Origin of the sequence: Collimonas fungivorans, assembly GCF_001584145.1 — a bacterium.
GTDB classification, from domain to species: Bacteria; Pseudomonadota; Gammaproteobacteria; order Burkholderiales; family Burkholderiaceae_D; genus Collimonas; species Collimonas fungivorans.
Genome location: NZ_CP013232.1, coordinates 1,151,918 through 1,173,636, shown reverse-complemented (window position 1 = coordinate 1,173,636; position 21,719 = coordinate 1,151,918). Strand labels below are relative to the sequence as shown.

22 protein-coding genes are annotated in these 21,719 nt (G+C 47.9%); 2 read left to right on the top strand and 20 right to left on the bottom strand.

Going from position 1 to position 21,719, the window contains the following annotated elements; genetic code table 11:
- Positions 1–41: 41 nt before the first annotated feature.
- The 3 genes from CFter6_RS24900 to CFter6_RS25490 are packed head-to-tail and all read right to left on the bottom strand — an operon-like array spanning position 42 to position 2,332.
- Positions 42–602 carry a sugar transferase gene (locus CFter6_RS24900; RefSeq protein WP_082814602.1) on the bottom strand — a complete coding sequence of 187 codons (561 nt, stop codon included), beginning with the start codon at positions 600–602 and terminating at the stop codon, positions 42–44.
- A gap of 9 nt (positions 603–611) precedes the next feature.
- Positions 612–1,556: a UDP-glucose 4-epimerase family protein gene (locus CFter6_RS05080; RefSeq protein ID WP_061539000.1), complete on the bottom strand. Its 945-nt coding sequence runs from the start codon at positions 1,554–1,556 to the stop codon at positions 612–614.
- On the bottom strand, positions 1,556–2,332 hold the full coding sequence (locus CFter6_RS25490; protein WP_150118635.1) for a glycosyltransferase family protein: 777 nt from the start codon (positions 2,330–2,332) through the stop codon (positions 1,556–1,558). The genes CFter6_RS05080 and CFter6_RS25490 overlap by 1 nt, the downstream gene beginning before the upstream one ends.
- A gap of 714 nt (positions 2,333–3,046) precedes the next feature.
- On the opposite strand from CFter6_RS25490, the gene CFter6_RS25485 reads away from it, so the two are divergent.
- Positions 3,047–3,460: a hypothetical protein gene (locus CFter6_RS25485; protein WP_150118634.1), complete on the top strand. Its 414-nt coding sequence runs from the start codon at positions 3,047–3,049 to the stop codon at positions 3,458–3,460.
- On the opposite strand, the gene CFter6_RS05070 is transcribed toward CFter6_RS25485, so the two are convergent.
- The 13 genes from CFter6_RS05070 to rfbB all read right to left on the bottom strand — a co-directional run bounded on the left by CFter6_RS05070 (position 3,447) and on the right by rfbB (position 16,870).
- Positions 3,447–4,574, bottom strand: coding sequence for a glycosyltransferase WbsX family protein (locus CFter6_RS05070; RefSeq protein WP_061538998.1), 1,128 nt, complete (start codon positions 4,572–4,574; stop codon positions 3,447–3,449). The two genes, CFter6_RS25485 and CFter6_RS05070, sit on opposite strands and share 14 nt — an antisense overlap.
- 7 nt (positions 4,575–4,581) lie before the next feature.
- Positions 4,582–5,436 carry a glycosyltransferase gene (locus CFter6_RS05065; RefSeq protein WP_061538997.1) on the bottom strand — a complete coding sequence of 285 codons (855 nt, stop codon included), beginning with the start codon at positions 5,434–5,436 and terminating at the stop codon, positions 4,582–4,584.
- The gene (locus CFter6_RS24895; protein WP_082814601.1) at positions 5,417–6,460 is read right to left on the bottom strand and encodes an EpsG family protein; all 1,044 of its coding nucleotides are present in this window, start codon (positions 6,458–6,460) and stop codon (positions 5,417–5,419) included. Before CFter6_RS24895 ends, CFter6_RS05065 begins: the two co-directional genes overlap by 20 nt.
- Positions 6,461–6,618: 158 nt before the next feature.
- Positions 6,619–7,602, bottom strand: coding sequence for a glycosyltransferase family 2 protein (locus tag CFter6_RS24890; protein WP_167351358.1), 984 nt, complete (start codon positions 7,600–7,602; stop codon positions 6,619–6,621).
- Between the two features lie 64 nt (positions 7,603–7,666).
- On the bottom strand, positions 7,667–9,010 hold the full coding sequence (locus tag CFter6_RS05050; RefSeq protein ID WP_167351357.1) for a lipopolysaccharide biosynthesis protein: 1,344 nt from the start codon (positions 9,008–9,010) through the stop codon (positions 7,667–7,669).
- Between the two features lie 205 nt (positions 9,011–9,215).
- Positions 9,216–10,109, bottom strand: a complete 894-nt coding sequence (locus CFter6_RS05045) for an NAD-dependent epimerase/dehydratase family protein (protein ID WP_061538993.1) — start codon at positions 10,107–10,109, stop codon at positions 9,216–9,218.
- Between the two features lie 16 nt (positions 10,110–10,125).
- On the bottom strand, positions 10,126–11,448 hold the full coding sequence (gene rfbH, locus CFter6_RS05040; protein ID WP_061538992.1) for a lipopolysaccharide biosynthesis protein RfbH: 1,323 nt from the start codon (positions 11,446–11,448) through the stop codon (positions 10,126–10,128).
- A 20-nt stretch (positions 11,449–11,468) separates the two neighbouring features.
- Positions 11,469–12,563, bottom strand: a complete 1,095-nt coding sequence (gene rfbG / locus CFter6_RS05035; RefSeq protein WP_061538991.1) for a CDP-glucose 4,6-dehydratase — start codon at positions 12,561–12,563, stop codon at positions 11,469–11,471.
- Entirely contained in the window at positions 12,554–13,327 is a 774-nt protein-coding gene (gene rfbF / locus CFter6_RS05030) for a glucose-1-phosphate cytidylyltransferase (protein ID WP_061538990.1), read from the bottom strand. Before rfbF ends, rfbG begins: the two co-directional genes overlap by 10 nt.
- Positions 13,328–13,483: 156 nt before the next feature.
- The gene (gene rfbD / locus CFter6_RS05025; protein WP_061538989.1) at positions 13,484–14,353 is read right to left on the bottom strand and encodes a dTDP-4-dehydrorhamnose reductase; all 870 of its coding nucleotides are present in this window, start codon (positions 14,351–14,353) and stop codon (positions 13,484–13,486) included.
- Positions 14,350–14,895 (bottom strand): dTDP-4-dehydrorhamnose 3,5-epimerase, encoded by a 546-nt coding sequence (gene rfbC / locus CFter6_RS05020; RefSeq protein ID WP_061538988.1) that lies wholly within the window; start codon positions 14,893–14,895, stop codon positions 14,350–14,352. Before rfbC ends, rfbD begins: the two co-directional genes overlap by 4 nt.
- A gap of 2 nt (positions 14,896–14,897) precedes the next feature.
- Positions 14,898–15,791, bottom strand: a complete 894-nt coding sequence (gene rfbA, locus CFter6_RS05015; protein WP_061538987.1) for a glucose-1-phosphate thymidylyltransferase RfbA — start codon at positions 15,789–15,791, stop codon at positions 14,898–14,900.
- Entirely contained in the window at positions 15,791–16,870 is a 1,080-nt protein-coding gene (gene rfbB, locus CFter6_RS05010; RefSeq protein ID WP_061538986.1) for a dTDP-glucose 4,6-dehydratase, read from the bottom strand. The genes rfbA and rfbB overlap by 1 nt, the downstream gene beginning before the upstream one ends.
- Before the next feature lie 392 nt (positions 16,871–17,262).
- Here rfbB and CFter6_RS05005 point away from each other — a divergent pair, with 392 nt between their 5' ends.
- The gene (locus CFter6_RS05005; protein ID WP_061542216.1) at positions 17,263–18,096 is read left to right on the top strand and encodes a symmetrical bis(5'-nucleosyl)-tetraphosphatase; all 834 of its coding nucleotides are present in this window, start codon (positions 17,263–17,265) and stop codon (positions 18,094–18,096) included.
- A gap of 1 nt (position 18,097) precedes the next feature.
- Here the strand turns inward: CFter6_RS05005 and CFter6_RS05000 are convergent, their stop codons facing one another.
- The 4 genes from CFter6_RS05000 to pyrR all read right to left on the bottom strand — a co-directional run bounded on the left by CFter6_RS05000 (position 18,098) and on the right by pyrR (position 21,701).
- On the bottom strand, positions 18,098–18,862 hold the full coding sequence (locus CFter6_RS05000) for a lysophospholipid acyltransferase family protein (protein ID WP_061538985.1): 765 nt from the start codon (positions 18,860–18,862) through the stop codon (positions 18,098–18,100).
- The gene (locus CFter6_RS04995; protein ID WP_061538984.1) at positions 18,859–20,148 is read right to left on the bottom strand and encodes a dihydroorotase; all 1,290 of its coding nucleotides are present in this window, start codon (positions 20,146–20,148) and stop codon (positions 18,859–18,861) included. Before CFter6_RS04995 ends, CFter6_RS05000 begins: the two co-directional genes overlap by 4 nt.
- A 70-nt stretch (positions 20,149–20,218) precedes the next feature.
- Positions 20,219–21,178 (bottom strand): aspartate carbamoyltransferase catalytic subunit, encoded by a 960-nt coding sequence (locus CFter6_RS04990; RefSeq protein ID WP_014004791.1) that lies wholly within the window; start codon positions 21,176–21,178, stop codon positions 20,219–20,221.
- Positions 21,171–21,701 (bottom strand): bifunctional pyr operon transcriptional regulator/uracil phosphoribosyltransferase PyrR, encoded by a 531-nt coding sequence (gene pyrR / locus CFter6_RS04985; protein ID WP_061538983.1) that lies wholly within the window; start codon positions 21,699–21,701, stop codon positions 21,171–21,173. Before pyrR ends, CFter6_RS04990 begins: the two co-directional genes overlap by 8 nt.
- Positions 21,702–21,719 lie beyond the last annotated feature (18 nt).

Here is a 21,719-nt window from a genome sequence, read left to right as displayed (position 1 = left end):
GTAAATCATTACTAATATGAGGCTCGCATATCTACCGGGATTCAGTGAGCAACTCCATCTCGACGAATAACTTTTAAAAAAGTCATGAATATGATTTTTACATCCAAAAAGAAAGAGCGTCGTTGCAGATATTCAACGTCCAATTTCACTTTTTCTGGAATAGGTAACTCATCTCTTCCATTAATCTGAGCCCAGCCAGTCAATCCTGGCAAAAGCCTATCGACACCGTTCTCAGTTCTCAAAATTATCAAATCATCTTGATTGAACAGTGCGGGTCTTGGCCCCACAAAGCTCATATCACCTCGAATAATACTCCAAAGTTGTAACAATTCATCTAAACTGGATCTCCGTAAAAAAGAACCAATCGGAGTAAGAAATAATTTTGGATCCGGTAATAAATGGGTCGCAATAGCTGGAGTATTTATTTTCATTGTCCGAAATTTTGGCATTTTGAATATTTTATTATATCGCCCTATACGATCAGACCAATAGATAATTGGTCCTTTAGAGGTCAATTTGACACACATTGCAACAAATACAATAGGGATCAATAATATAAATGCAGCAATTAACGCCAATATTAAATCAAAACATCTTTTCATAAAAATCGCTCATCCATGATTTAGGAAATGTGCCACAGTTGAATTAATCGCTTCCTCAACTCCAACGATGGGCACCCAATTCAATACCGCTGTAGTATGAGCAATATCTACTTGTAAAGAATCCAGTAATCGGTTCGCAATAGCCGCTTTGCCAATTAATGCAGCCCCTCCCGCCAACAACCCGGAAGGGAAAGGTAAGAGCATAGATCGTTTATCCATTGCATTCGCAAGCATAATAAGCAACTCCGTCGTACTTAAATCATGACCATCTGAAACTAAAAATGTATTTCCTGATGCGTTATCATGATCTGCACAAACAATCAGCAAATCAATCAAATTATCCAGCGCCACCATGCTTCGACAATTACGAATTGCACCAAATGGCAGCGGCATCCCCAATTTGACAAGTTTCATCAGTCTAAGAAAATTTGCACGAACTCCCGGACCATATACCAAGGGAGGGCGAACAACAACAACTTCTAAACCTGTTGCATCCGACAATTCCTTCAATGCAAACTCAGCCTCGTATTTTGATTGTCCATAGGGATCAATTGGCGCTGGCATATCGAAAGCAGTGAAAGGGACATCGGTTGTTTTTTCCCCATTAACTTTAATACTGCTAACATAAACAAAGCGCCTGGCTCCGAGCTGAGCTGCTTGCTTCGCCAGATTTATTGTGGCGTCAACGTTAAGGGCACGGAAGTTTGACAAGGGATCGTCAGTTTCTTCATTCATGACATGAACACGAGCGGCCAAATGAATTACGACATCGATATTTTTCAGCGCAAGCGACCAATCAGTGGATTCGTTTATATCACTAATTATAAAAGAATTAATTTCCGGCTTCTGCTCTTTACGATAAACAGGTAAAAACTCAATATCCCGCCGCTTCAGAGTCGAGCATAGTGCTTGGCCAACAAATCCTCCAGCACCAGTAACTAATAGCTTTTTCATTATTTCTTAAAAAGACGTTGAGTGTGGATTTTTAAATATGCCCGAGATGTAAAAAATTTGATGGCGCTGTGCAGATGCCATAATAAATAACGCAATTTTCTATGGCTATCGCGTTGTGCCTCATGAATTACCTTTGCCTTTTTACTAATTAGAATTTTATACCCGGCCAAATTAGCCCTAGCGCAAAAATCAACATCTTCGTAATACATATGGTATTTTTCGCTCAAGCCATTCAATTCTTTATAAACATGACGTGGTATCAAAACAAACATGCCGGCAACCCAATCAGGCGAAAGCAATTCAGCTGTTTCAGGAACAACATCATTTTTTAGTTTGATTTTCAACATTGTCGCAACCAACTTTTTCACTAAAAAAACTGGAGTTGGAAAATTCCTTGCACTATCTTCCAATTCGCCAGAATAATTAATAATTGACGGTGCAAAAATAGAATTAGGCGACGCAGAAATTATTGATGACAATATAATGAATGGATCATCAACAAATTTTATATCAGGATTAAGAATTACAAAATTATCACCTTTGCTCACAAGAAAAGCGGCATTGTGATTTTCCGCAAAACCTTTTGGATATTGATTATGGATAATTTGAATCGAATATGGTAGCACCGAATAATCAATTTCTATATTTTCACGTAAATTTAATGTTAAAATAACATCGAAATCTGCGCGTTCAAGACGAGAAAGATCATTTAGTAATTGACATATATATTCTTTGTGCCCATGACTTACTATGGACAAGGTAAATTTAGGATTCATAGGCACTTATCGGTCGATAATTTATATCAATATTACATTCAGAAATTCATTATATAGTCGAAAGAGAATATTTTCCTGCCACTTATATTTAGGTAATAGTTGCACACAAAATATCAATACATATCCTAAATAAATATTTTTGCATTTCCATTTTTTACAAAAAATAGATGCTAATTTTCCTGCGAACATGACAAATTCGTTTGATGCTAGACGTTCTCAAAAGCCAAGTGCAACACCATCTGCTGTAAGGCGGCACCATAGCGAAAATTTACAAAAATTTAACTACTCAGGACCGCGCAATCGTCACTACCTTGCGCGCAGACTTGTGCTCTATCGGATCCATTGTTAAACGCCTTTGCCCTTCAACTAGCATGATTAGCCGCAAAATCCAGTGCACCGGCGGCGTTGGCATCTCTATGATCTCAACTTAGCCCATGCGCAATGCCAACAAGCCCGTCGCGTATTGCCACCGCGTCTTCTCAAGCTGCAGGAGCCTTGTTCCAGGTCATTTGCCACCAACTCAAACTTCTCTGGTCACCACAGCAGATTGTGCGCAAACTTAAGCGCCTTTGGCCCAACAACACTGAGAAGCCGTATCCCACGAAACCATCTGCGACGCCATCTATTTGCCTCCATGCGGCGAGTTCAAGCGCGAATTGATTAGGTCTCTACTACAACAGGCCAGTAAAGCACATAGCCGCAGCACCAATCGCCGTGGCCAAATCAACATGTAGACGTATCCGTATCCTACCTCCAGAAATCGAGGATCGTCTTATCCCTTACCACCGGAAGGACGAGCAGATCAAGGGCGCTGGCAACCGCTCATCAGTTCGCACGCCAGTCGAACGCACGATTGGATTTGTGGTGCTTTCCAAGATGGATAACACCACCATCAAGGCCGTTGTCGACAGCTTCCCCGCAGTATTCAACCGCGATACACAAGACCAAGACTTACGATCAAGGCCGCGAGATACGCGCCCGCCAAATCCCCCGAACACATTGGCGTCCAAATCTATTTCGTCGATTCGCGTAGCTCTTGGCGATGAGGATCAAATGGAAAAACAAAAAATAATATTCATGTCATTAAGCATATATCAAGCAAATAGTGGTTACTCTATTTGTTATTAACCAAGACATCTCTTACGGCTTCCAGATATTGATGGCCCATACTTTCATCAGGCTCCAAATATGCTCCCTCAGACCACTCATTCCATGCATTGATAAAAAATATCTGGTCATCGCGCCTCAAAGAAATATCTCTCACTTTTCTTAACGCAACCTTAAAGTTTTCAATATTGGCATTTTTAAAAAAAGTTGCCTTATCTTTATATCTGGCGCCATTATCCCAATCTGGGAAAACTACTTGATATGCCACTTTATCGCAACACGCATAATCACTGACATTATCCAGGACTTTCAAGTAATCTTCATAATCAAAGCATTTTAATCCACCGGATACTCTCAGTTTAGCCAACTTCAACTGGAAAAATTCCGGCAACAATCGAAGCCGTGGTTCTAGCCATGCGATAGCTTTGTTGTTGGATTTAAAATATTTATTGATTGAAAATCTGGGCTGAAAATTTAAAATGGCGGAAAATTTTTCATAAATTACATTCTGATTTGAGATTTCATATGCACGACAAGCAATTAAATGAATACCATCGAATCCATCTTCTCTGGCTTTGTTGTTAACAAATTCAATCCAGTCTGCCAGTGATTTTATAAGTTCAGGTCTATAAATGCAGAATACAGGTTTATTTTCAATTTTCAAATAACGCTTATCAAGAAAATGCCTTCTCAGATAATCATAATGAGCATTCCAGATATTTCTATCTTCTTGATGAATTTGTTTAATCAGCATATCCTCAGGCTTGCCAATCCACTGACGGGTCCAGCTTTCATTAGCCCATGTAAAAAAATATTCAATTGGGATATTCTGATTGGCAAGCAAATTCTCTACAGGTCTCTCAAGCAACAGCTTTCCATCAAACCAATAATGATAAAAATTAAATCCTGATATTCCATACGCAAGAGCAAGTCGTGCCTGCCTGTCAATTACAGCAGGATCGGACTGATCGCAATACACTCCATCCAATGGAATTCTTGGTTGCTTCTGGAAAGCACCATAGGACGACGCTTTTTTTACAAGATCCCAATCCGTAAAATCTTTTCCCCACCACTCGTCATTTTCGGGAATAGTGTGTAATTGTGGGAAATAAAATGGAAATATTTTAAAACTCATTGGAATCTCAAAAAAATATCTTTATAAATCTCATATCCCTTCTTCTCACGCTTTCACGCAAAGAAAAAAGAATTGCATATGCAATAAAAATACTTCTGACAGCCGGCTTGGGTTGCAAGTATGATCGCCAGAAACTCACATACTCTTTGAATGCCCTGAGATATGAATCTGCATTTGTATTTGTCGGTATAAAACTGATGTCATGTTCTACATCTATATCCATGACATAAAAAAATTTCCGTCTTTTAGCATAAAAATCAAAGAAATGTTTGTCCGTTCCGTATGACTTGCAATATTCTGGATATCTATAATTTGTTTCAGCAAAAAAATCTGTGCGCACTGCCATTCCACTATTGATGCATCCAATATCAACTGTTTTGACAATTCCTGTTTTTTTTTGCTTCCAGAGTTTCCCGCGAAACAATTGGTAATCATGAGGACTATAGATCTTGCCACTTACATAGATTAATGGGACAAATATATCTATATCAGAATATAACTCAGCCTTTTCCTGCAGTTCTCGCAAATAATTTTTTGGCAACGCAGTATCATCGTCCAGGAAAATTGAAATTCCTGGCGCCGTCAATTCATTTTCAATAAAATAGTTATAAACATAGCGTAATGGCCGATTCTCCGGACAATGGCGATAGGTCAGCTGGTACCTATCTTGCAAAAAGGCAATTTCTTGATTGGTCAGTGATCTGCTTTGTGAATTATCCCAGACTATTAAATTTAAATTTTTAATACCATAAACATCTTGATGCAACAACGATAACAATGTCTCCGAGTCGTTCAGCTTTTTCTCATAAAGCACTACAAGAATACTGATAGAAGACATATTATTACTGATACTGGTAGTCATTCAACAAACTTCCTACATACAAAAAAGCAATGAATGAAAGCAAACTATAAGTGAAGGTCAACAGCATACCGTATTTCTTGGATATGGCGCGTCCCAGCAATGGTATGCAAAAAACCGCCGCAAATAAGAAAACCTGGCTTGTTCTGCCGGCCAAGACTGGAATTGGTGACAATAAAAACCATGATATTGATGATAATAAATACGATTTTATTGAAAAATTATTGAATGAATCGATCTTTTTTTCATGAAAATAAAAACAGCATATCCCAGCAAGAACAGCATTCAACAGAGGAAATATTCCATATACATTTATATCATTCTGCGCACCATCATTCAATATATCGATATACAAATTTATAATTGAGATATTAAATATCTGTGCAACGCTAAGTATGACATAGTGCAATGCATCAAAATACGCTGCCAGCATTGATACACATAAAAGAAAAAACCAGATCAAGCCATTGAAACGTTCTTTGCGTAATATATAAAATACTCCTAATACTAGAGCTGACGGATGAATAAAAACACTGACAGCAAAGCATAAGAAAGATTTCTTTTTATCATCAATACAAAGATAGTAAATCGCCAAATATGCGAATGCTATCGCCAAGCCAACCCGAATTTGTGTAAATTCATGCAAATATAAAAAAAGTCCACAATAAATTAATATGTAACTCGAAAAATCATTGCCCTTCATATAAAAAAGCTTTGTTTTCAGATAAATCGATGTTCCCGCATAAAACATAAAAACAAAACCTGTCCAGCCTAAATTTAATGCCACATATGAAATAAAATCAAAAAAATAGCCCGCGTATGTTTTTCCTATCGAAAAAAAACCTCCGCTCTCGATGATTTCTATATATTTTAAATATTGTGGATAATCCTTATCAACTTCACTACCCCGGAAACCTACCAACAACGCCAAAAAGAACAAAAATATAAAAACCCAGAATTTAGAGATTCTTTTTTGCAATATGCAATTAAATGCGGATAATGCCCAAATACACCAATATATAATCACGAGATCACCAGTGCCTTGTTATTTATTATTGGAATCATCATTCTTTCTGTCGCCACATCTATAATATTAATGTCAATATGGCCAGATTTATTGGCCAACTTGCATCATTGTTGAAATTTCACAATTTTTTAGTCAAATTTCCGAAACTATAAAATCATTCAAGATTTATTGTTTCTTCTTTTAAGAAAATTCCTTAATCTCCACACTTTTCTTATTTGCACCACAAGCCATATGGGGCATAGGGATATTAGAAATATATGCAGCCGCGGAATATGCGTCACTCTTGAAAAATAATCTTTATATTCTTTATAAACATTAAAATCCAAGGCGCCGCTTAACCTTAATTGAAAGAAGCCAGGTATTGTAAATATGCCCGCTTTTTCACCATGAGACAAAATACATTTATCTTTTGATTTATTTTTATATTCTGGTAGTCCGCTGATAACGGTAGACCAGTCTTTTATAAATATGTCAAAAAAAGATCTATTTGTTGTGAAGTCACTTATATTCTTTGTTGGATAAACCAATGGACTTGCAATCCAGGAAATTAGAGATTTTTTCATTATTGCCATCTCTAGCAATGCGGCAGTATGTGGAAAAAGTGATCCTGCATATTTCTGATATACGATAGAATCGACAAATCCGCGCTTTACAACGAGACATGATATCAAGGTTATGTGCCAACCCAAGTCTTCGATGAATTTATTCTTATCATCATAAAGACTATCCGGGAGTTCTTTGACTCTCAAATCATTACTCTGAACGTCAAATTTTGTATTGACAACTATAAGATCGCTACCAAATTCACTATTTTTCAAGACGACTTCAATTGCTGTCGGAACCAATCTGTCATCATCGCTTAACAGCCAAACATATTCTGTATCGGGTAGCATTAGCACCCGCGATATGTTTCGGCTCATACCAATATTTGTTTTATTTTTTGAATAAATAATGTGCGGATATACCTGCAGCCACTTTTTTACAGTAGCTTCTGTTGAATCAATCGATGCATTGTCAGATATATATATCGGTATGCCATATTTTTCCACCAACGGCACGAGGCTGTTCAGCTGCCCGTCAAGCAGCTCCGAGCGATTATAGGTTGGAATAGCAATGGCTAATTTAGTTGATATTTCAATCATTGTGGATTTCTCATGGGAGTCACTGCGCCTTAAGGTCATTCTTACTCAAGAAAAAAATAGCAGCTCAAACAGCCCATTCCTTGCGCTTTCTAATAAAGATGAATGTTCCGCCAACCAAGGTAACCAGCAATGCAGTCGCCGCATATGAGTAAACGGCACCGCTTACACCATACCCGGGTACAAGTAGCCAAGCCAAGATTGCCGTTATAGTGCCGCTTAGAATTGACAGGAGCATGAATGGTTCTTGTTTATGTGCGCGCAAATAAACGGCTTCAGCTGATACGATGTGATTGGCAATTGCAACAAAACCCAGAATAGCAAAAAGGAAAGGCGGCAGCACTCGGGTACCGTAACCAGCTCCACTCACAAAAAGATAATAAAAAATTAACCAAACGCATACGACTCCAGTTGAAAGAAAAATCAAAGACTGGAAAAGTCCGCGGAAAAAAAGTGTGTCCAGGGCTTTGCTCTGCCCTGTCGCAACCAATTTCCCATAAGTTGGCGCTTTGGTACTAATCCATGCCATCGCGCTGCTATTCATCGCACCTATGATTTGTAAACTCATCCCCATCTGCCCAGCAACGACGGGGCCATGGGTGGCGAAAAGAAGCGGTGTAAATAATTGAAACATGAGATAGCCACTCATCCAGCTCAGAGCTATACGCCATTGAAAAGGCCATATTTCATTACGCCAATCCAACCCTTGCAATAACGTTCGGTGACGAAGAAGGTCTTTGAAGAATTTTCGATATCGACTCCAAATCCAGACGAAACCGACCACGGCAGTCATCAGACTATTCATCGCCAATGCGTATAAATGACCACCGAAACTCAAAACAATCCATATTGCAACTACTGCGAACACTGACTGGCATAGTCGTAGCATCGCTACCTGCGCAACCTTGCCGCAACCCTCCAAAATTGCAACAGCGGCAGTTGTGACCAAGTTAATAGCCGAAAACACCACAAGCAGCGACCAAGCCATGCTCACACTAGGCGCAGGCGAGTTTTTTGATGCATCAAGAAAGAAATATATTCCTACAGGTAATAGCACGACAATCATCAGGACTGCAGCAGCGCCAAACCAGACAAGGGCAAAGTGCAATAAAGACTGTAAACGCCGTTTGGCTCCAGCGTCTCCCACCAGGATCCCGTCGTCAGTCCAAGAAAGCTTGGCCATTTCATGGCTGGCAAACTGGATGATTGCAAAATTCAATCCTAATTCTACGAATACTTGTAACGCTATAAGACTGTTGAAAGTGTAGTAATACCCTTGCAGTTCCTGAGAAAGGAAACGGGTAACAAACACAATCGTCATTAAACCGGCAACGACAGACCAGCCGCGAGCTACCAATGTAAATAATATGGCCCGGTCAACGCCCAATAAGCGCTTAATTCTGTAAATCAAGCACCCTCCGAAAAAAAACAGCCGGCAAAATACTTTTCCGTTGAGATATTATTTTATTCATAACAAAATTCGCATTTTCTTTCTCAGAGCAGTATTAATAACTTCAATTTTCTTCAGATTTTTCTGGCCAAAAATGAATATGCCAATGTCGAAAAATACCCAGCAAAAACCAGTTCAGAAATTACTGGCGTCCACTGCCGCACCCTCAGTCGCGCGTTTTTTCTTGGGATGCCATTTCTCGGATACCTTCGGCAAGATCCGTTTGGCTAAGCCAGCCCAGTGAATTCAAGCGCTCAGTGTCAGCGGCTGAACTCATGATTTCATTTTCACGATAAGACAAAGCACCAAAATTTAGAAAGGCGGATGATCCGGTTATTTTATGAGCCAATTCTACAAATTCTCGTACCGTAACGGCCTTGCCACTTCCCAGTCCATATTGTTGGAACAGATCTGTTTGGCTATCGGATTTTTCCAGCAGAATTTCATAGGCTGCGACAACATCGTCTACGTAGATAAAATCTCGCTTTTGTTCACCTGGCGTCAGCTTAATTTCCGGTACGTTCGCCAGAAGCTGCCGGAGAACATGGATGATGAATTTTGAAGCATCATCCCCTGGACCGTACATGTGTTCTAGCCGAATATTTACAAACCTGATTTTTTGGCTATCGGCAAACAGCTTTCCCCATTCAAGAAAATGATTTTTCGACAGCGCATATCCATTCAGATACTTGTAAACAATCGTGCCGGAATTAAAGAAAGTATCAGTGTTGAAGAATGTATTAACATCAAATAAAGTAGCTGTTTCCAGTAAGCGGAGCGGAAAAGCAACGTTAGCTTCAAATATTTCAGCCGCCGACTCACCGTTACGTCCATAGCAAGTCGCAGTGTGAATAATCGCATCTACCTTGCCATGCTCCTTAAAGGGCGCCGACAAATCCGTTATATCGTAGACAGACAGCGCAGGTAAAATGGACGCAAGTCGATCAAGCTTAGACGATGATCGTTTGAGTACAATTACCTGATGGCCGCTTGCGACCAATTTTTGCGCAAGATTACTGCCAAGAAATCCTGTCGCTCCGGTTAAAAGAATGGTTCTCACTGGCGGCCTTACCTGGTCAGAAATTGACGCCGAGATAAGTCTCGATCTTGCTCGCCGCAAATTCCAGCATGGCAGGCGTTAACGAAGGTTGTACCCCTATCCAAAAGGTATTGTTCATAACATTGTCGGTATTGGTTAATTCACTACTGATACGGTATTTGGCCCCTTGCATATACGGTTGACGCGTCAGATTACCGGCAAACAATAACCGAGTGCCAACTTTGTTCTGCTCCAGGTAGGTCAGAAGATCCAACCGAGTCACAGGGCAATTTTCTTTCAGTGTGATGGGGAAGCCGAACCATGAAGGATCCGAGTGTTCAGTCGGCTCCGGCAGACTCATGAATTCTTCGCAATCTTTCAGCCGGCGCTTCAGAAAAGCATAATTATCCTTGCGCGCTTGTATGAACTGTGGTGCCTTATCCAGCTGAGCTAGGCCGCAAGCAGCCTGCATATCTGTGATTTTGAGGTTGTAACCCAAATGGCTATAGATGTATTTGTGGTCATAGCCTTCAGGCAAGTCCCCCAGTTTCCAGCAAAAGCGTTTACCGCAAGTATTGTCCTTGCCCGGCGCACAATAGCAGTCGCGGCCCCAGTCGCGGAAACTTTCAGCAATGGTCTTAAGTTCGTCGTTATTGGTGAATACGGCTCCGCCTTCCCCCATCGTGATATGGTGTGCCGGGTAAAAACTCAGCGTGGCGATATCCCCGAAAGTACCGACCATTTGACCGCGGTAGGTACTGCCTAATGCATCGCAGCAATCCTCCACCAGCCACAAGTTGTATTTTTTACATAACGCGGTAACCACATCGAGATTGAATGGATTTCCCAGCGAATGCGCCAGCATGATGGCTTTGGTCTTAGGTCCAATGGCTGCTTCGATCTTGCTCGCGTCTATGTTATGGGTCAGATGATCTACGTCAACAAACACAGGCACTGCGCCGAACTGAAGAATCGGATTAACCGTTGTTGGAAAGCCAGCAGCCACGCCAATCACTTCATCGCCATGTTTGATCGCCCGGTCACCTAACGTCGGCGACGTCAGTGTGCTGAATGCGACAAGGTTGGCCGACGAGCCGGAATTGACGGTGATGAGGTGTTTGACGCCAATGAACGCGGCCAGTTTTTTTTCAAACTCGGCATTGAAGCGGCCTGTCGTCAACCAGCCGTCGAGTGAGGCCTCGACCATGTTTTTAAGCTCATTGGCATCGAGCAGCTTTCCCGATGGCGGAATCATGGTGCCGCCCGGCAGGAACACATCCGGCGCCAGCGCAATGGTGGCGTACTCTTCAACCAGTTTAGCTATTTGTTCGCGGAGGCTTTGGGTTTTGTCGTTTTGCATGATGTAAGATTTAATTAAGTTCAAATAGGATGAGAAGTCAGCGCCTGCGCCTGATAAGCCTGGATTTGCGCCTGTGTAAACTTGCGCATATTGCTGCCAGCGCGCTTTTCGCGAGACCAGTCAACAATCAGCCCAAGCGATTGCTCAAGCCTCATAGCAGGCCGCCAGTCAAGCAGTAGCTCAGCTTTGGAGATATCGAGCTTTAAATAGTGGGCTTCGTGCGGATGCACTCCGGCGTCAATTTTCCAATCGGCATCGTCTTCCCATTTTATCGCGAGTTGGTTGACAATCCACTCGACCGGACGAGCATCATCGCTATGCGGACCAAAATTCCAGCCGTCGGCGAATGCAGCTCCCTCGGTGCTAAGTTTTTCAGCCAGGGTTAAATAGCCACGCAATGGTTCCAGTACATGCTGCCACGGCCGTGTAGCATGCGGATTACGTATCACCACTGGCTCCCCTTTCTCAAAGGCGGCCAGAATATCTGGAATCAACCGATCCTGGGCCCAGTCCCCGCCACCGATCACATTACCAGCCCGTGCCGTTGCCAATCCGACCCGATGCTCATCATATTTTGCAGAATTGAAAAATGAGTTACGGTACGCTGCGGTAACCAGTTCAGCGCACCCCTTACTGTTGCTGTAAGGATCAAAACCTCCCATTGGCTCATTCTCGCGATAACCCCAAACCCACTCTTTATTCTCGTAGCACTTATCGGTTGTGACATTGACCACGGCACGTACTGACCGCGTTCGGCGCACTGCCTCCAGCAAATGCACAGTACCCATGATATTTGTGGAATACGTTTCGACCGGATCAACATAAGAGCGGCGTACTAATGGCTGCGCCGCCATGTGGATCACAACGTCAGGCGCAGCTCGCAGCATTGCATCGGCCAACACTGCACCGTCCCGGATATCGCCGATGACCGAAGTCATTCCTTGCGCAACACCTGCGATATCAAACAGACTTGGATCGGTAGGAGGAGGCAGGGCAAAACCTGTAACCTCGGCGCCAAGCTGCTGCAGCCATAAGCTCAGCCAGCTTCCCTTGAAACCAGTATGGCCCGTGAGAAACACTTTCTTGCCTGCCCAAAATAATGGATTCACGGCCATACCTTCCAAGGTGCTTTACCGGATTGCCACAGTTCTTCCAGATAATTTTTATCGCGCAAGGTATCCATTGGTTGCCAGAAGCCACCATGATGAAACGCGGCTAGCTGACCTTCGTCGGCCAGCATTTCGAGCGGTTTGCGCTCCCAGATACAGCTATCCCCATCGAGGTACTGAAGCACCTCAGGCGACAGCACAAAGAAGCCGCCATTAATCATCCCGCCATCGCCTTTGGGCTTTTCCTTGAAGCTGCGAACCTTATGTCCATCAAAGTCGAGTGCACCAAAACGCCCTGGCGGCAGCGTCGCGGTAAGAGTTGCCTTGACCTTCTGCGCCTTGTGAAAAGCAATCAATTCAGAAATATTCACATCGCTCACGCCATCGCCGTAAGTGAAGCAAAAAGCCTCTTCATCCTGAATATAAGATGCTACCCGCTTGAGACGGCCGCCTGTCATGGTTTCTTCACCGGTGTCAATTAATGTGACGCGCCAAGGTTCTGCGTTCCGATGATGTACCTCCATGTTGTTCTTGCTCATATCAAATGTTACGTCTGACATATGCAGGAAGTAATTGGCAAAATACTCCTTGATCATATAGCCCTTATAACCGCAGCAGATCACGAAATCATTCAGTCCATAGGATGAGTATATTTTCATGATATGCCACAAGATCGGCCTTCCGCCAATCTCAATCATCGGTTTAGGACGACTTGTGGTTTCTTCGCTAATGCGTGTGCCTAACCCCCCGGCAAGGATAACTGTCTTCATAGATTTTTTTGTTTCAATGATATTGATTGTGTTTGGGCCACTGGCTTGAACCGTACTGTTTATTGCAAATACATATATCAGTCCATCTCAAATCGCTCGAAGAGACCGATGTGTCCGGTGCTCGTGGGCAAGTACTAAGATTGCGTTAGTTGCACTTCATCCCTGGCATAGTTTCAATGCAGCATCCCAATCAGGCAAGCCGCAGAAAGTATTCATCAAGCGCTCGCAGGACAGGCTTGAATATGCCGGACGCTTAGCAGGCAACGGGTAATCCTGTGCCGTGATTGGCATGACAAGCGGTTTATTGGCAAGCCGCGCATTTTCCAGGATTGCCTGCGTAAATTCAAACCAGGTAGTCTGGCCTTGTGCGGTCAAATGATAGATTCCCGAGCGCTCTTGCCACCAGTCCTGAGGATCCTGCATACCTTTGCCAAGTGCTACCACATGAGCCGTGGTGTCAGCAATTGTACGGCTCCATGTAGGCGCTCCGCGCTGATCCGCGATCATGCGCAACTCATTACGCTCTGCAGCCAAACGCAATACCGTGAGCAGAAAATTTTTCCCTCGCATACCGTAGACCCAGCTGGTGCGAAGAATCAGATGTGGAACACCGGTGGCTTGGATCGCCTGCTCGCCTGCTAGCTTGCTTCTGCCATAGACATTGATAGGACATGTCGAGTCAGTCTCAACATAGGGGGTATTTTTACTGCCGTCGAAAACATAATCGGTACTGTAATGTATAACTGCCGCATTGAGTTTCTTTGCTTCCTCCGCGATAACGCCGGGAGCCTCGCCATTGATGCGCATGGCGATGTCAGGTTCGCTTTCGGCCTGATCAACAGCCGTGTAGGCGGCGGGATTAATGATGAGATTAGGTTTAATCTCACGAATAACGTCCCGTACCTGAGTTAAATCAGCCAAGTTCATTTGGCTACGACCAAGGGCAATAATTTCACCAAGACCTTGCATGCTGCGCTCTAGCTCATAGCCGACTTGACCAGTCTTCCCGGTAATAAGAATCTTCACGCGAACACCTCTGCATCAGCGAGAATTTTACCCAGCTGATCCTTCCCGGAAAGCATCGGCGCATCACTGATTGGCCAGTCGATGCCAATCGCGGGGTCATTCCAGAGAATGCTGCGCTCGAATTCAGGCGCCCAATAATCAGTGGTCTTGTATAAAAATTCTGCTGACTCGCTGGTAACCACAAAACCATGCGCAAATCCTTCAGGTATCCACAATTGACGCTTGTTTTCAGCCGACAGCGTTACACCGACCCAATGACCGAAAGTCGGCGAGCTTTTGCGCACATCGACGGCAACGTCAAATACCTCTCCAGCCACCACGCGCACCAGTTTGCCTTGCGGCTGGCGAATCTGGTAATGCAGTCCGCGCAGGACATTCTTGGCGGATTTGGAGTGATTGTCCTGAACAAAGCTAACGTTAAGGCCGGTCAGCTCATTGAAACGACGTTCGTTGAAGCTCTCATAAAAAAAGCCGCGATCATCGCCGAAAACCTTCGGCTCGAAAATCAGTACTTCAGGAATATTCGTGGTTTGTACTTGCATGTTTAAAATACCTTATCTTTTAATAGGCCCAGCAGATATTGGCCATATCCGTTTTTCTTCAGCGGCTGCGCCAGTTGCTCCAGTTGCTCGGCATTGATATATCCCGTGCGAAAGGCGATTTCTTCCGGGCAAGCCACTTTCAGGCCTTGACGGTTCTCAATGGTGGCAATGAATTGCCCGGCTTCCAGCAACGATTCGTGAGTACCGGTGTCCAGCCATGCCATTCCGCGCCCCATCAGCTCGACATTCAGGCGCTGCCGCTCCAGGTATACGCGGTTCACATCGGTAATCTCCAACTCTCCGCGTGGAGACGGCTTGATGCCGGCGGCAATGTCGCATACCTCGCGGTCATAAAAATACAGCCCGGTGACAGCGTAATTGGATTTGGGTTGCTGAGGTTTTTCTTCGATGCTGACAGCGCGCCGCTGGTCGTCGAACTCGACCACGCCGTAACGCTCCGGATCATGTACGTGATAAGCAAATACAGTGGAGCCTTCGGTACGGGCCGAAGCTGCACGCAACTGGCTTTCGAAGTCGTGGCCGTAGTAGATGTTGTCGCCCAGGATCAAGGCCGACGGTGCATCACCGACAAAATCACGGCCGATAATGAATGCCTGAGCCAGGCCATCCGGAGTCGGTTGCACCGCATAGCTCAACTCAATCCCCCATTGCCGGCCGTCGCCCAGCAACTCCTTGAATCTGGGCGTGTCCTGAGGCGTTGAAATAATCAGGATTTCCCTTATCCCGGCCAGCATCAGGGTGGTCAGCGGATAATAGATCATCGGCTTGTCATACACCGGCAGCAATTGTTTCGACACTGCCATGGTGACTGGATACAAGCGAGTGCCAGAGCCTCCCGCGAGAATGATGCCTTTACGGTTCTGAGGTTTAGTCATTACGCTGCCTCCCCCGAGCTTTGGCGTTGCTCGTAATTTTTCTCAACCCATTTCAGATAATCGCCAGATTGGACATTTTTTACCCAATCCTGGTTGGCCAGGTACCACTGCACGGTCTTGCGGATGCCGGTATCAAAAGTTTCCACCGGCTTCCAGCCCAGCTCACGCTCGATCTTGCCGGCGTCGATGGCATAGCGGCGGTCGTGACCTGGACGATCGGTGACGTAGGTAATCTGGTCGCGATAGCTGCCCGTTGCCTTCGGATCGAGTTCATCCAGAATGTCGCATAGCGTATGGACCACATCCAGGTTGGCTTTCTCATTCCAGCCGCCGACGTTATAAACTTCTCCTGGCTTGCCCGCTTCCAGCACGCGACGGATCGCGGCGCAGTGGTCGTTGACATAAAGCCAGTCGCGCACCTGCTGCCCGTCGCCATATATCGGCAGCGGCTTGCCGGCGCGCGCATTGGTAATAATTAACGGGATCAGTTTTTCGGGGAAGTGGTAAGAACCGTAATTGTTGGAGCAATTGGTGGTCAGCGTCGGCAATCCGTACGTGTGGTGATAAGAGCGCACCAGATGGTCCGAAGCTGCTTTCGATGCCGAATATGGGCTATTGGGCGCGTACTGGGTAGTTTCGCTGAACGGGGCGTCGGCAGGGCCTAGCGTGCCATATACTTCATCGGTCGAGACATGCAGAAAACGGAATGCCGCTTTTTCAGCATCCGGCAGCGCGCTCCAATAGGCGCGGGTGGCTTCCAGCAGGCCGAAAGTGCCGTTGACATTGGTTTCCACAAAAGCCGCCGGGCCGTGGATCGAACGGTCGACATGGCTCTCAGCGGCAAAGTGGACAATCGCGCGCGGCTTGTATTGTGCGAACAGAGCGGCAACTTGTGCTGTATCGCCGATATCACCCTGTACAAAAATATGGCGCGGATCCTGGCGAACGCTCGCCAGATTATTCATGTTGCCAGCGTAAGTCAGTTTATCGAAATTAATCACTGGCTCGTCATTTTGCGCCAACCAGTCGAGTACGAAATTGGACCCAATAAATCCAGCCCCGCCGGTAATGAAAATCATGTATTTGTCCTAAAAATAGAGTTCTGAAGAATTTGCGCGGCCAGCTTTGGATACTACGCGTCTCTTCCAATTCACCAAATTCGTGCTTAACCCCGAATTATCCACTATTGCTGGCCAATATAAGTTACTTAAATATCATTTAACGATGTTTAACTCGGTGCATATTGGTAAGCAATGTAACAATTTGTTGCAGAATAACAACTAAACAATAATTCGGAACTTTTAATCAACTTCAGACAGTAATAAATACAAGAAGTGCCGCGCTCGTCCTCTATCAATCCCCATGCTGGATTCCGATGCCGACTGCGCGTACATAAAACATAATGAGAGCTTCAAGAAACTGACTGGCGATCTACAATACCAAACCTCAATTGCTGCAATCGCTGCCAAACATGACACCTATCAGTTCCACGTTATTTGCCATCGGCGACTTGCAAGGCTGCTACCAAAGCCTGCTCGATTTACTAAAACGCATTGACGCAAGCACCCCCGACGCACATCTGGTTTTTGTCGGCGATCTGGTCAACCGCGGCCCGCAATCGCTGGCAACGCTGCGCCTGATCCGCTCGCTGGGCGATCGCGCCCAGGCAGTGCTCGGCAACCACGACCTGCACCTGCTGGCCGCTGCACACGGCATCCGCAAGCTGCACCGCGGCGATACGCTGCAGGAGATTCTCGACGCGCCCGATCGCGATGAACTGCTCGACTGGTTAAGGCAGCGGCCCCTGGCCCTGCTGGAACAAGACCATCTGTTTTTACACGCCGGCGTGTTGCCGCAATGGTCAGCCGCCAAGACGGTAGCGCTGGCGCAAGAAGTCGAAACTGTGCTGCGCGGCCCGCATTGGGTAGATTTTTTGCGTGAAATGTATGGCAACCAGCCATTGCGCTGGGACGATGCGCTGCAAGGCAACGAACGCTTGCGTTGCATCGTCAACGCCTTGACCCGATTGCGGTTCTGTACTGAAGACGGCACCATGGAGCTCGCTGCCAAGGAAAGCACCGGCATATCCCTGCCCGGCTACCTGCCCTGGTTCGATGTGCCGCGGCGGCAGACCCAGGACGTGACGGTGGTGTACGGCCATTGGTCAACCCTGGGACTGGTGCTCAGGCCGAACCTGATCGGGTTGGATACCGGCTGCGTGTGGGGGGGCAAACTCAGCGCGGTGCGGCTGTCCGACCGTTTGCTGCTCCAGGTCGGCTGCCCGCAAGCGCAGCGGCCGGGATAAATCAGGTATCTGCCACTTTTTTTTCCGTGATCTCCAACGCCTCGGCAATCGCGGCATGTGCGAGGACAGCCAGGTCGCGGCGATGCGATCCGGTCGTATCGATAGGCGCCAGCTGGACCAGCTCCGCTTTCATTGACGGGGCTTTCAGGATCGCCAGCATGCTTTCGGCAAACGTCATGTCGCCGATAAAATTCGCAGCCGGATGCAGCCCTCCCTGCTCATCCAGGTAACGCAAGGCATACGGCTGCACCGGCACCTTGGCGTCGAGCGCGGCTTCGAACAGGTTGGCGTGGAAAGGCAGGAGAGAACCCTGCGCGGCCGTGGTCCCCTCAGGGAAGAAGGCAACCCGCGCGCCGGCTTCGATACTCGTCACCAGCCCCTGGAATATGCGCCGCACATCGCGCTGCTTGCCGCGCGCGATGAAAATCGTGCCACCCTTGTCGCACAGCCAGCCGATCAAGGGCCAGTCGCGGATATCCGACTTGGCCACGAACTGGCAGGTCTGGATCGAGTTAATGACAAAGATATCGAGCCACGAAACATGGTTGGCAACGATCAAGGCGCGCGCCGCCGCCATGCTGTTGTGCGGATTGCGCAGCGTGACCTCGACGCGGCAGATCGCCAGCAGCTGGATCGACCACAGCCGTATGCGCCGTTGCCGTCCAGCGTTGTCGGTCAGCGGAAACACCACGGCACAAGTCCACAAGCCTATCAGCAGGTGCAGCAGCACCCGCACCAGGCGCAAGGCGAACCACAGCTGCCTCATGCGCGTTCGAATGCTATGTGGCCAGCCACAATCGTGGTCTTGACCCTTCCGCACAGTTCATATCCGAGGAACGGCGTGTGCTTGCCCTGGCTCGCCAGCTCCTTGGCTTCCACTTTCCAGCGCACGGCCGGATCGAACAGGCAAATATCGGCGACGCTGCCGACTGTCAACTGGCCGGCGGCCAGGCCTGCCACGCGTGCTGCATCGGCGGTGATTTTCGCCAGTGCGCGGCTGAGTCCTTGCTGCTCCGGGGCGACACACTCGTCGGCCCATTTCAGGGCCAGCGACAACAACAGCTCAAGGCCGGTAGCGCCGGGCGTTGCTTCGCCGAACGGCAGCAGTTTTTCATCGTCGTCGACCGGCGTGTGGTCCGAGCAGATGGCGTCGACGGTGCCATCCAGCAGCGCCTGCCGGATCGCATCGCGGTCACGTTGCGAACGGAACGGTGGCGTCATCCTGGCGTTGGAATCGAAAAAGCCGATATCGACATCAGTCATGTGGATGTGATGGGCGCCGACGTCGCAAGTGATCGGCAAACCCTCTTTCTTGGCGGCCCGGATCAGTTCCAGCCCCGGCGCCGATGAAATACGGCACAAATGCACGCGGGCGCCGGTCGCACGGACCAGTTCGAAAATGGTTTGCAGGCGGATCGTTTCCGCCATGGTCGGCACGCCCGACAGGCCGAGCCGCGACGCAACCGCGCCGCTGTGGGCAATACCGCCATGGCCAAGGTAAGGGTCTTGCGGGCGCAGCCACACCGTGTAATCGAAGGTGCGGGCGTACTGCATGGCGCGCAACAGCACAGTGGTGTCCAGGATCGGCTCTTCCGCCTGGGCGAAGCCGATGCAGCCGGCGTCGGTCAGCTCGGCCATCTCCGTCAGTTCCTTGCCCTTGAGGCCGACCGTCAAGGCTCCCAGAGGATAGACATGCGCCTGGTTCAGGCTCTTGGCGCGGTGTTTCAGCATTTCCACCAGGCCCGGTTCGTCCAGCACAGGATCGGTATCGGGCGGACACACCAGGCTGGTGACGCCGCCTTGCATGGCGGCCTGCATTTCCGATTCCAGCGTGGCCTTGTATTCGTAACCGGGCTCGCGCAAGCGCACGCTCAGGTCGACCAGGCCCGGCGCCACCACCAGGCCGCTGGCGTCAATCGTCTTGTTGGCGGAGAAATCAGCCGGCGCGCTGCCGACGCCGACGATCTTGCCGGCGGCGATATACAGATCCTGCTGTGCGTCGATGTTGTTTGCGGGGTCGATCAGGCGGCCGTTTTTGATGTGAAGTTTCATCTGTAAATGTCGTGGCGATTCTATAAATAATTATCTGGATTCAGGCTCGGGGCAACGCAACTTCGCAACTTCAGTTCCCGGCCAGGATACTCATGACCGCCATCCGCACCGCGATGCCGAATGTCACCTGCGGCAAGATCACCGCCTGCGCGCCGTCGGCAACCGCCGAGTCGATTTCCACGCCGCGGTTCATCGGCCCCGGATGCATCACGATCGCATCCGGCTTGGCCAGCGCCAGGCGCTCCGGCGTCAGGCCGTAGCTTTTGAAGAATTCTTGCGCCGACGGCAGCAAGGCGCCGCTCATGCGCTCATTCTGCAGGCGCAGCATGATGATCACGTCGACGCCCTTCAATCCTTCGTTCATGTCGGTGAAGACACGCACGCCCATCTGCTCCAGGCCGCTGGGCAGCAAGGTGCGCGGGCCGATGGCGCGCACTTCCGGCACGCCCAGGGTAGTCAGTCCGTGGATGTCGGAGCGCGCCACGCGGCTATGCAGGATGTCGCCGACAATCGCCACCGTGAGGTTGCTGAAATCTTTCTTGTAGTGCCGGATCGTGTACATGTCCAGCAAACCCTGGGTCGGATGGGCATGGCGGCCGTCGCCGGCGTTCACCACGTGGACGTGGTGCTGCCTGGTGTCGGTCAGGTGCTTGGCGATCAGGTAAGGCGCGCCGGACTGAGCGTGGCGCACCACGAACATGTCGGCGTGCATGGCCGACAGGTTGTCGATGGTGTCCAGCAGCGATTCGCCTTTGCTGGCGCTGGAAGCGGAGATATTCAGGTTGATCACATCGGCCGACAGGCGCTTGGAAGCGATTTCGAAAGTGGTTCTGGTGCGCGTGGAGTTTTCAAAGAACAGGTTGAACACGCTTTTGCCGCGCATCAGCGGCACTTTCTTGACATCGCGGTCGCTGACGCCGACAAAGGAAGACGCCGTGTCCAGGATGTGCGTGACGACGGAAGTCGGCAGTCCCTCGATAGTCAACAGATGTTGCAGTTCGCCGTTTTTATTGAGTTGAGGATTAAGCATTAGATTGGATAATTAGAGTAAAGCTGCCGTCGTCGGCGCGTTGAAGTTGCAGGGACTGGCCCGGCTGCAGCGTGACTGCATCGGCGATGAAATCGGCGGCCACTGGCAAATCGCGCTCGCCGCGGTCGATCAGCGCCGCCAGCATGATTTTTTTAGGGCGGCCGTAGTCGAACAATTCGTTGATCGCCGCGCGCGTGGTGCGTCCTGTGTACAGCACGTCGTCCACCAGCAGGATGGTGGCGTCGTCGACGTCGAACGGAATCTGGGTCGGTTTGATGTCGGCGCGCAGGCCTTTTTCGGAAAAGTCGTCGCGATAGAACGAGACATCGATAAAACCCAGGCGCTCAGCCGGGTTCAGCTTCAAGGCCGCGACCAGCCGCTCGGCGATCCAGGCGCCGCCGGAATAAATGCCGATGACGGCGACATTGTCGGCTTGCGCCAGGGCTGTCTTTACTTTTGCCTCAAGCGCCTGGTACAGCGCTTCGGCATCGAATTGGGCGGATTGGGGAGTAGTAGTAGTCATTGCATCTTCACCGCAAAG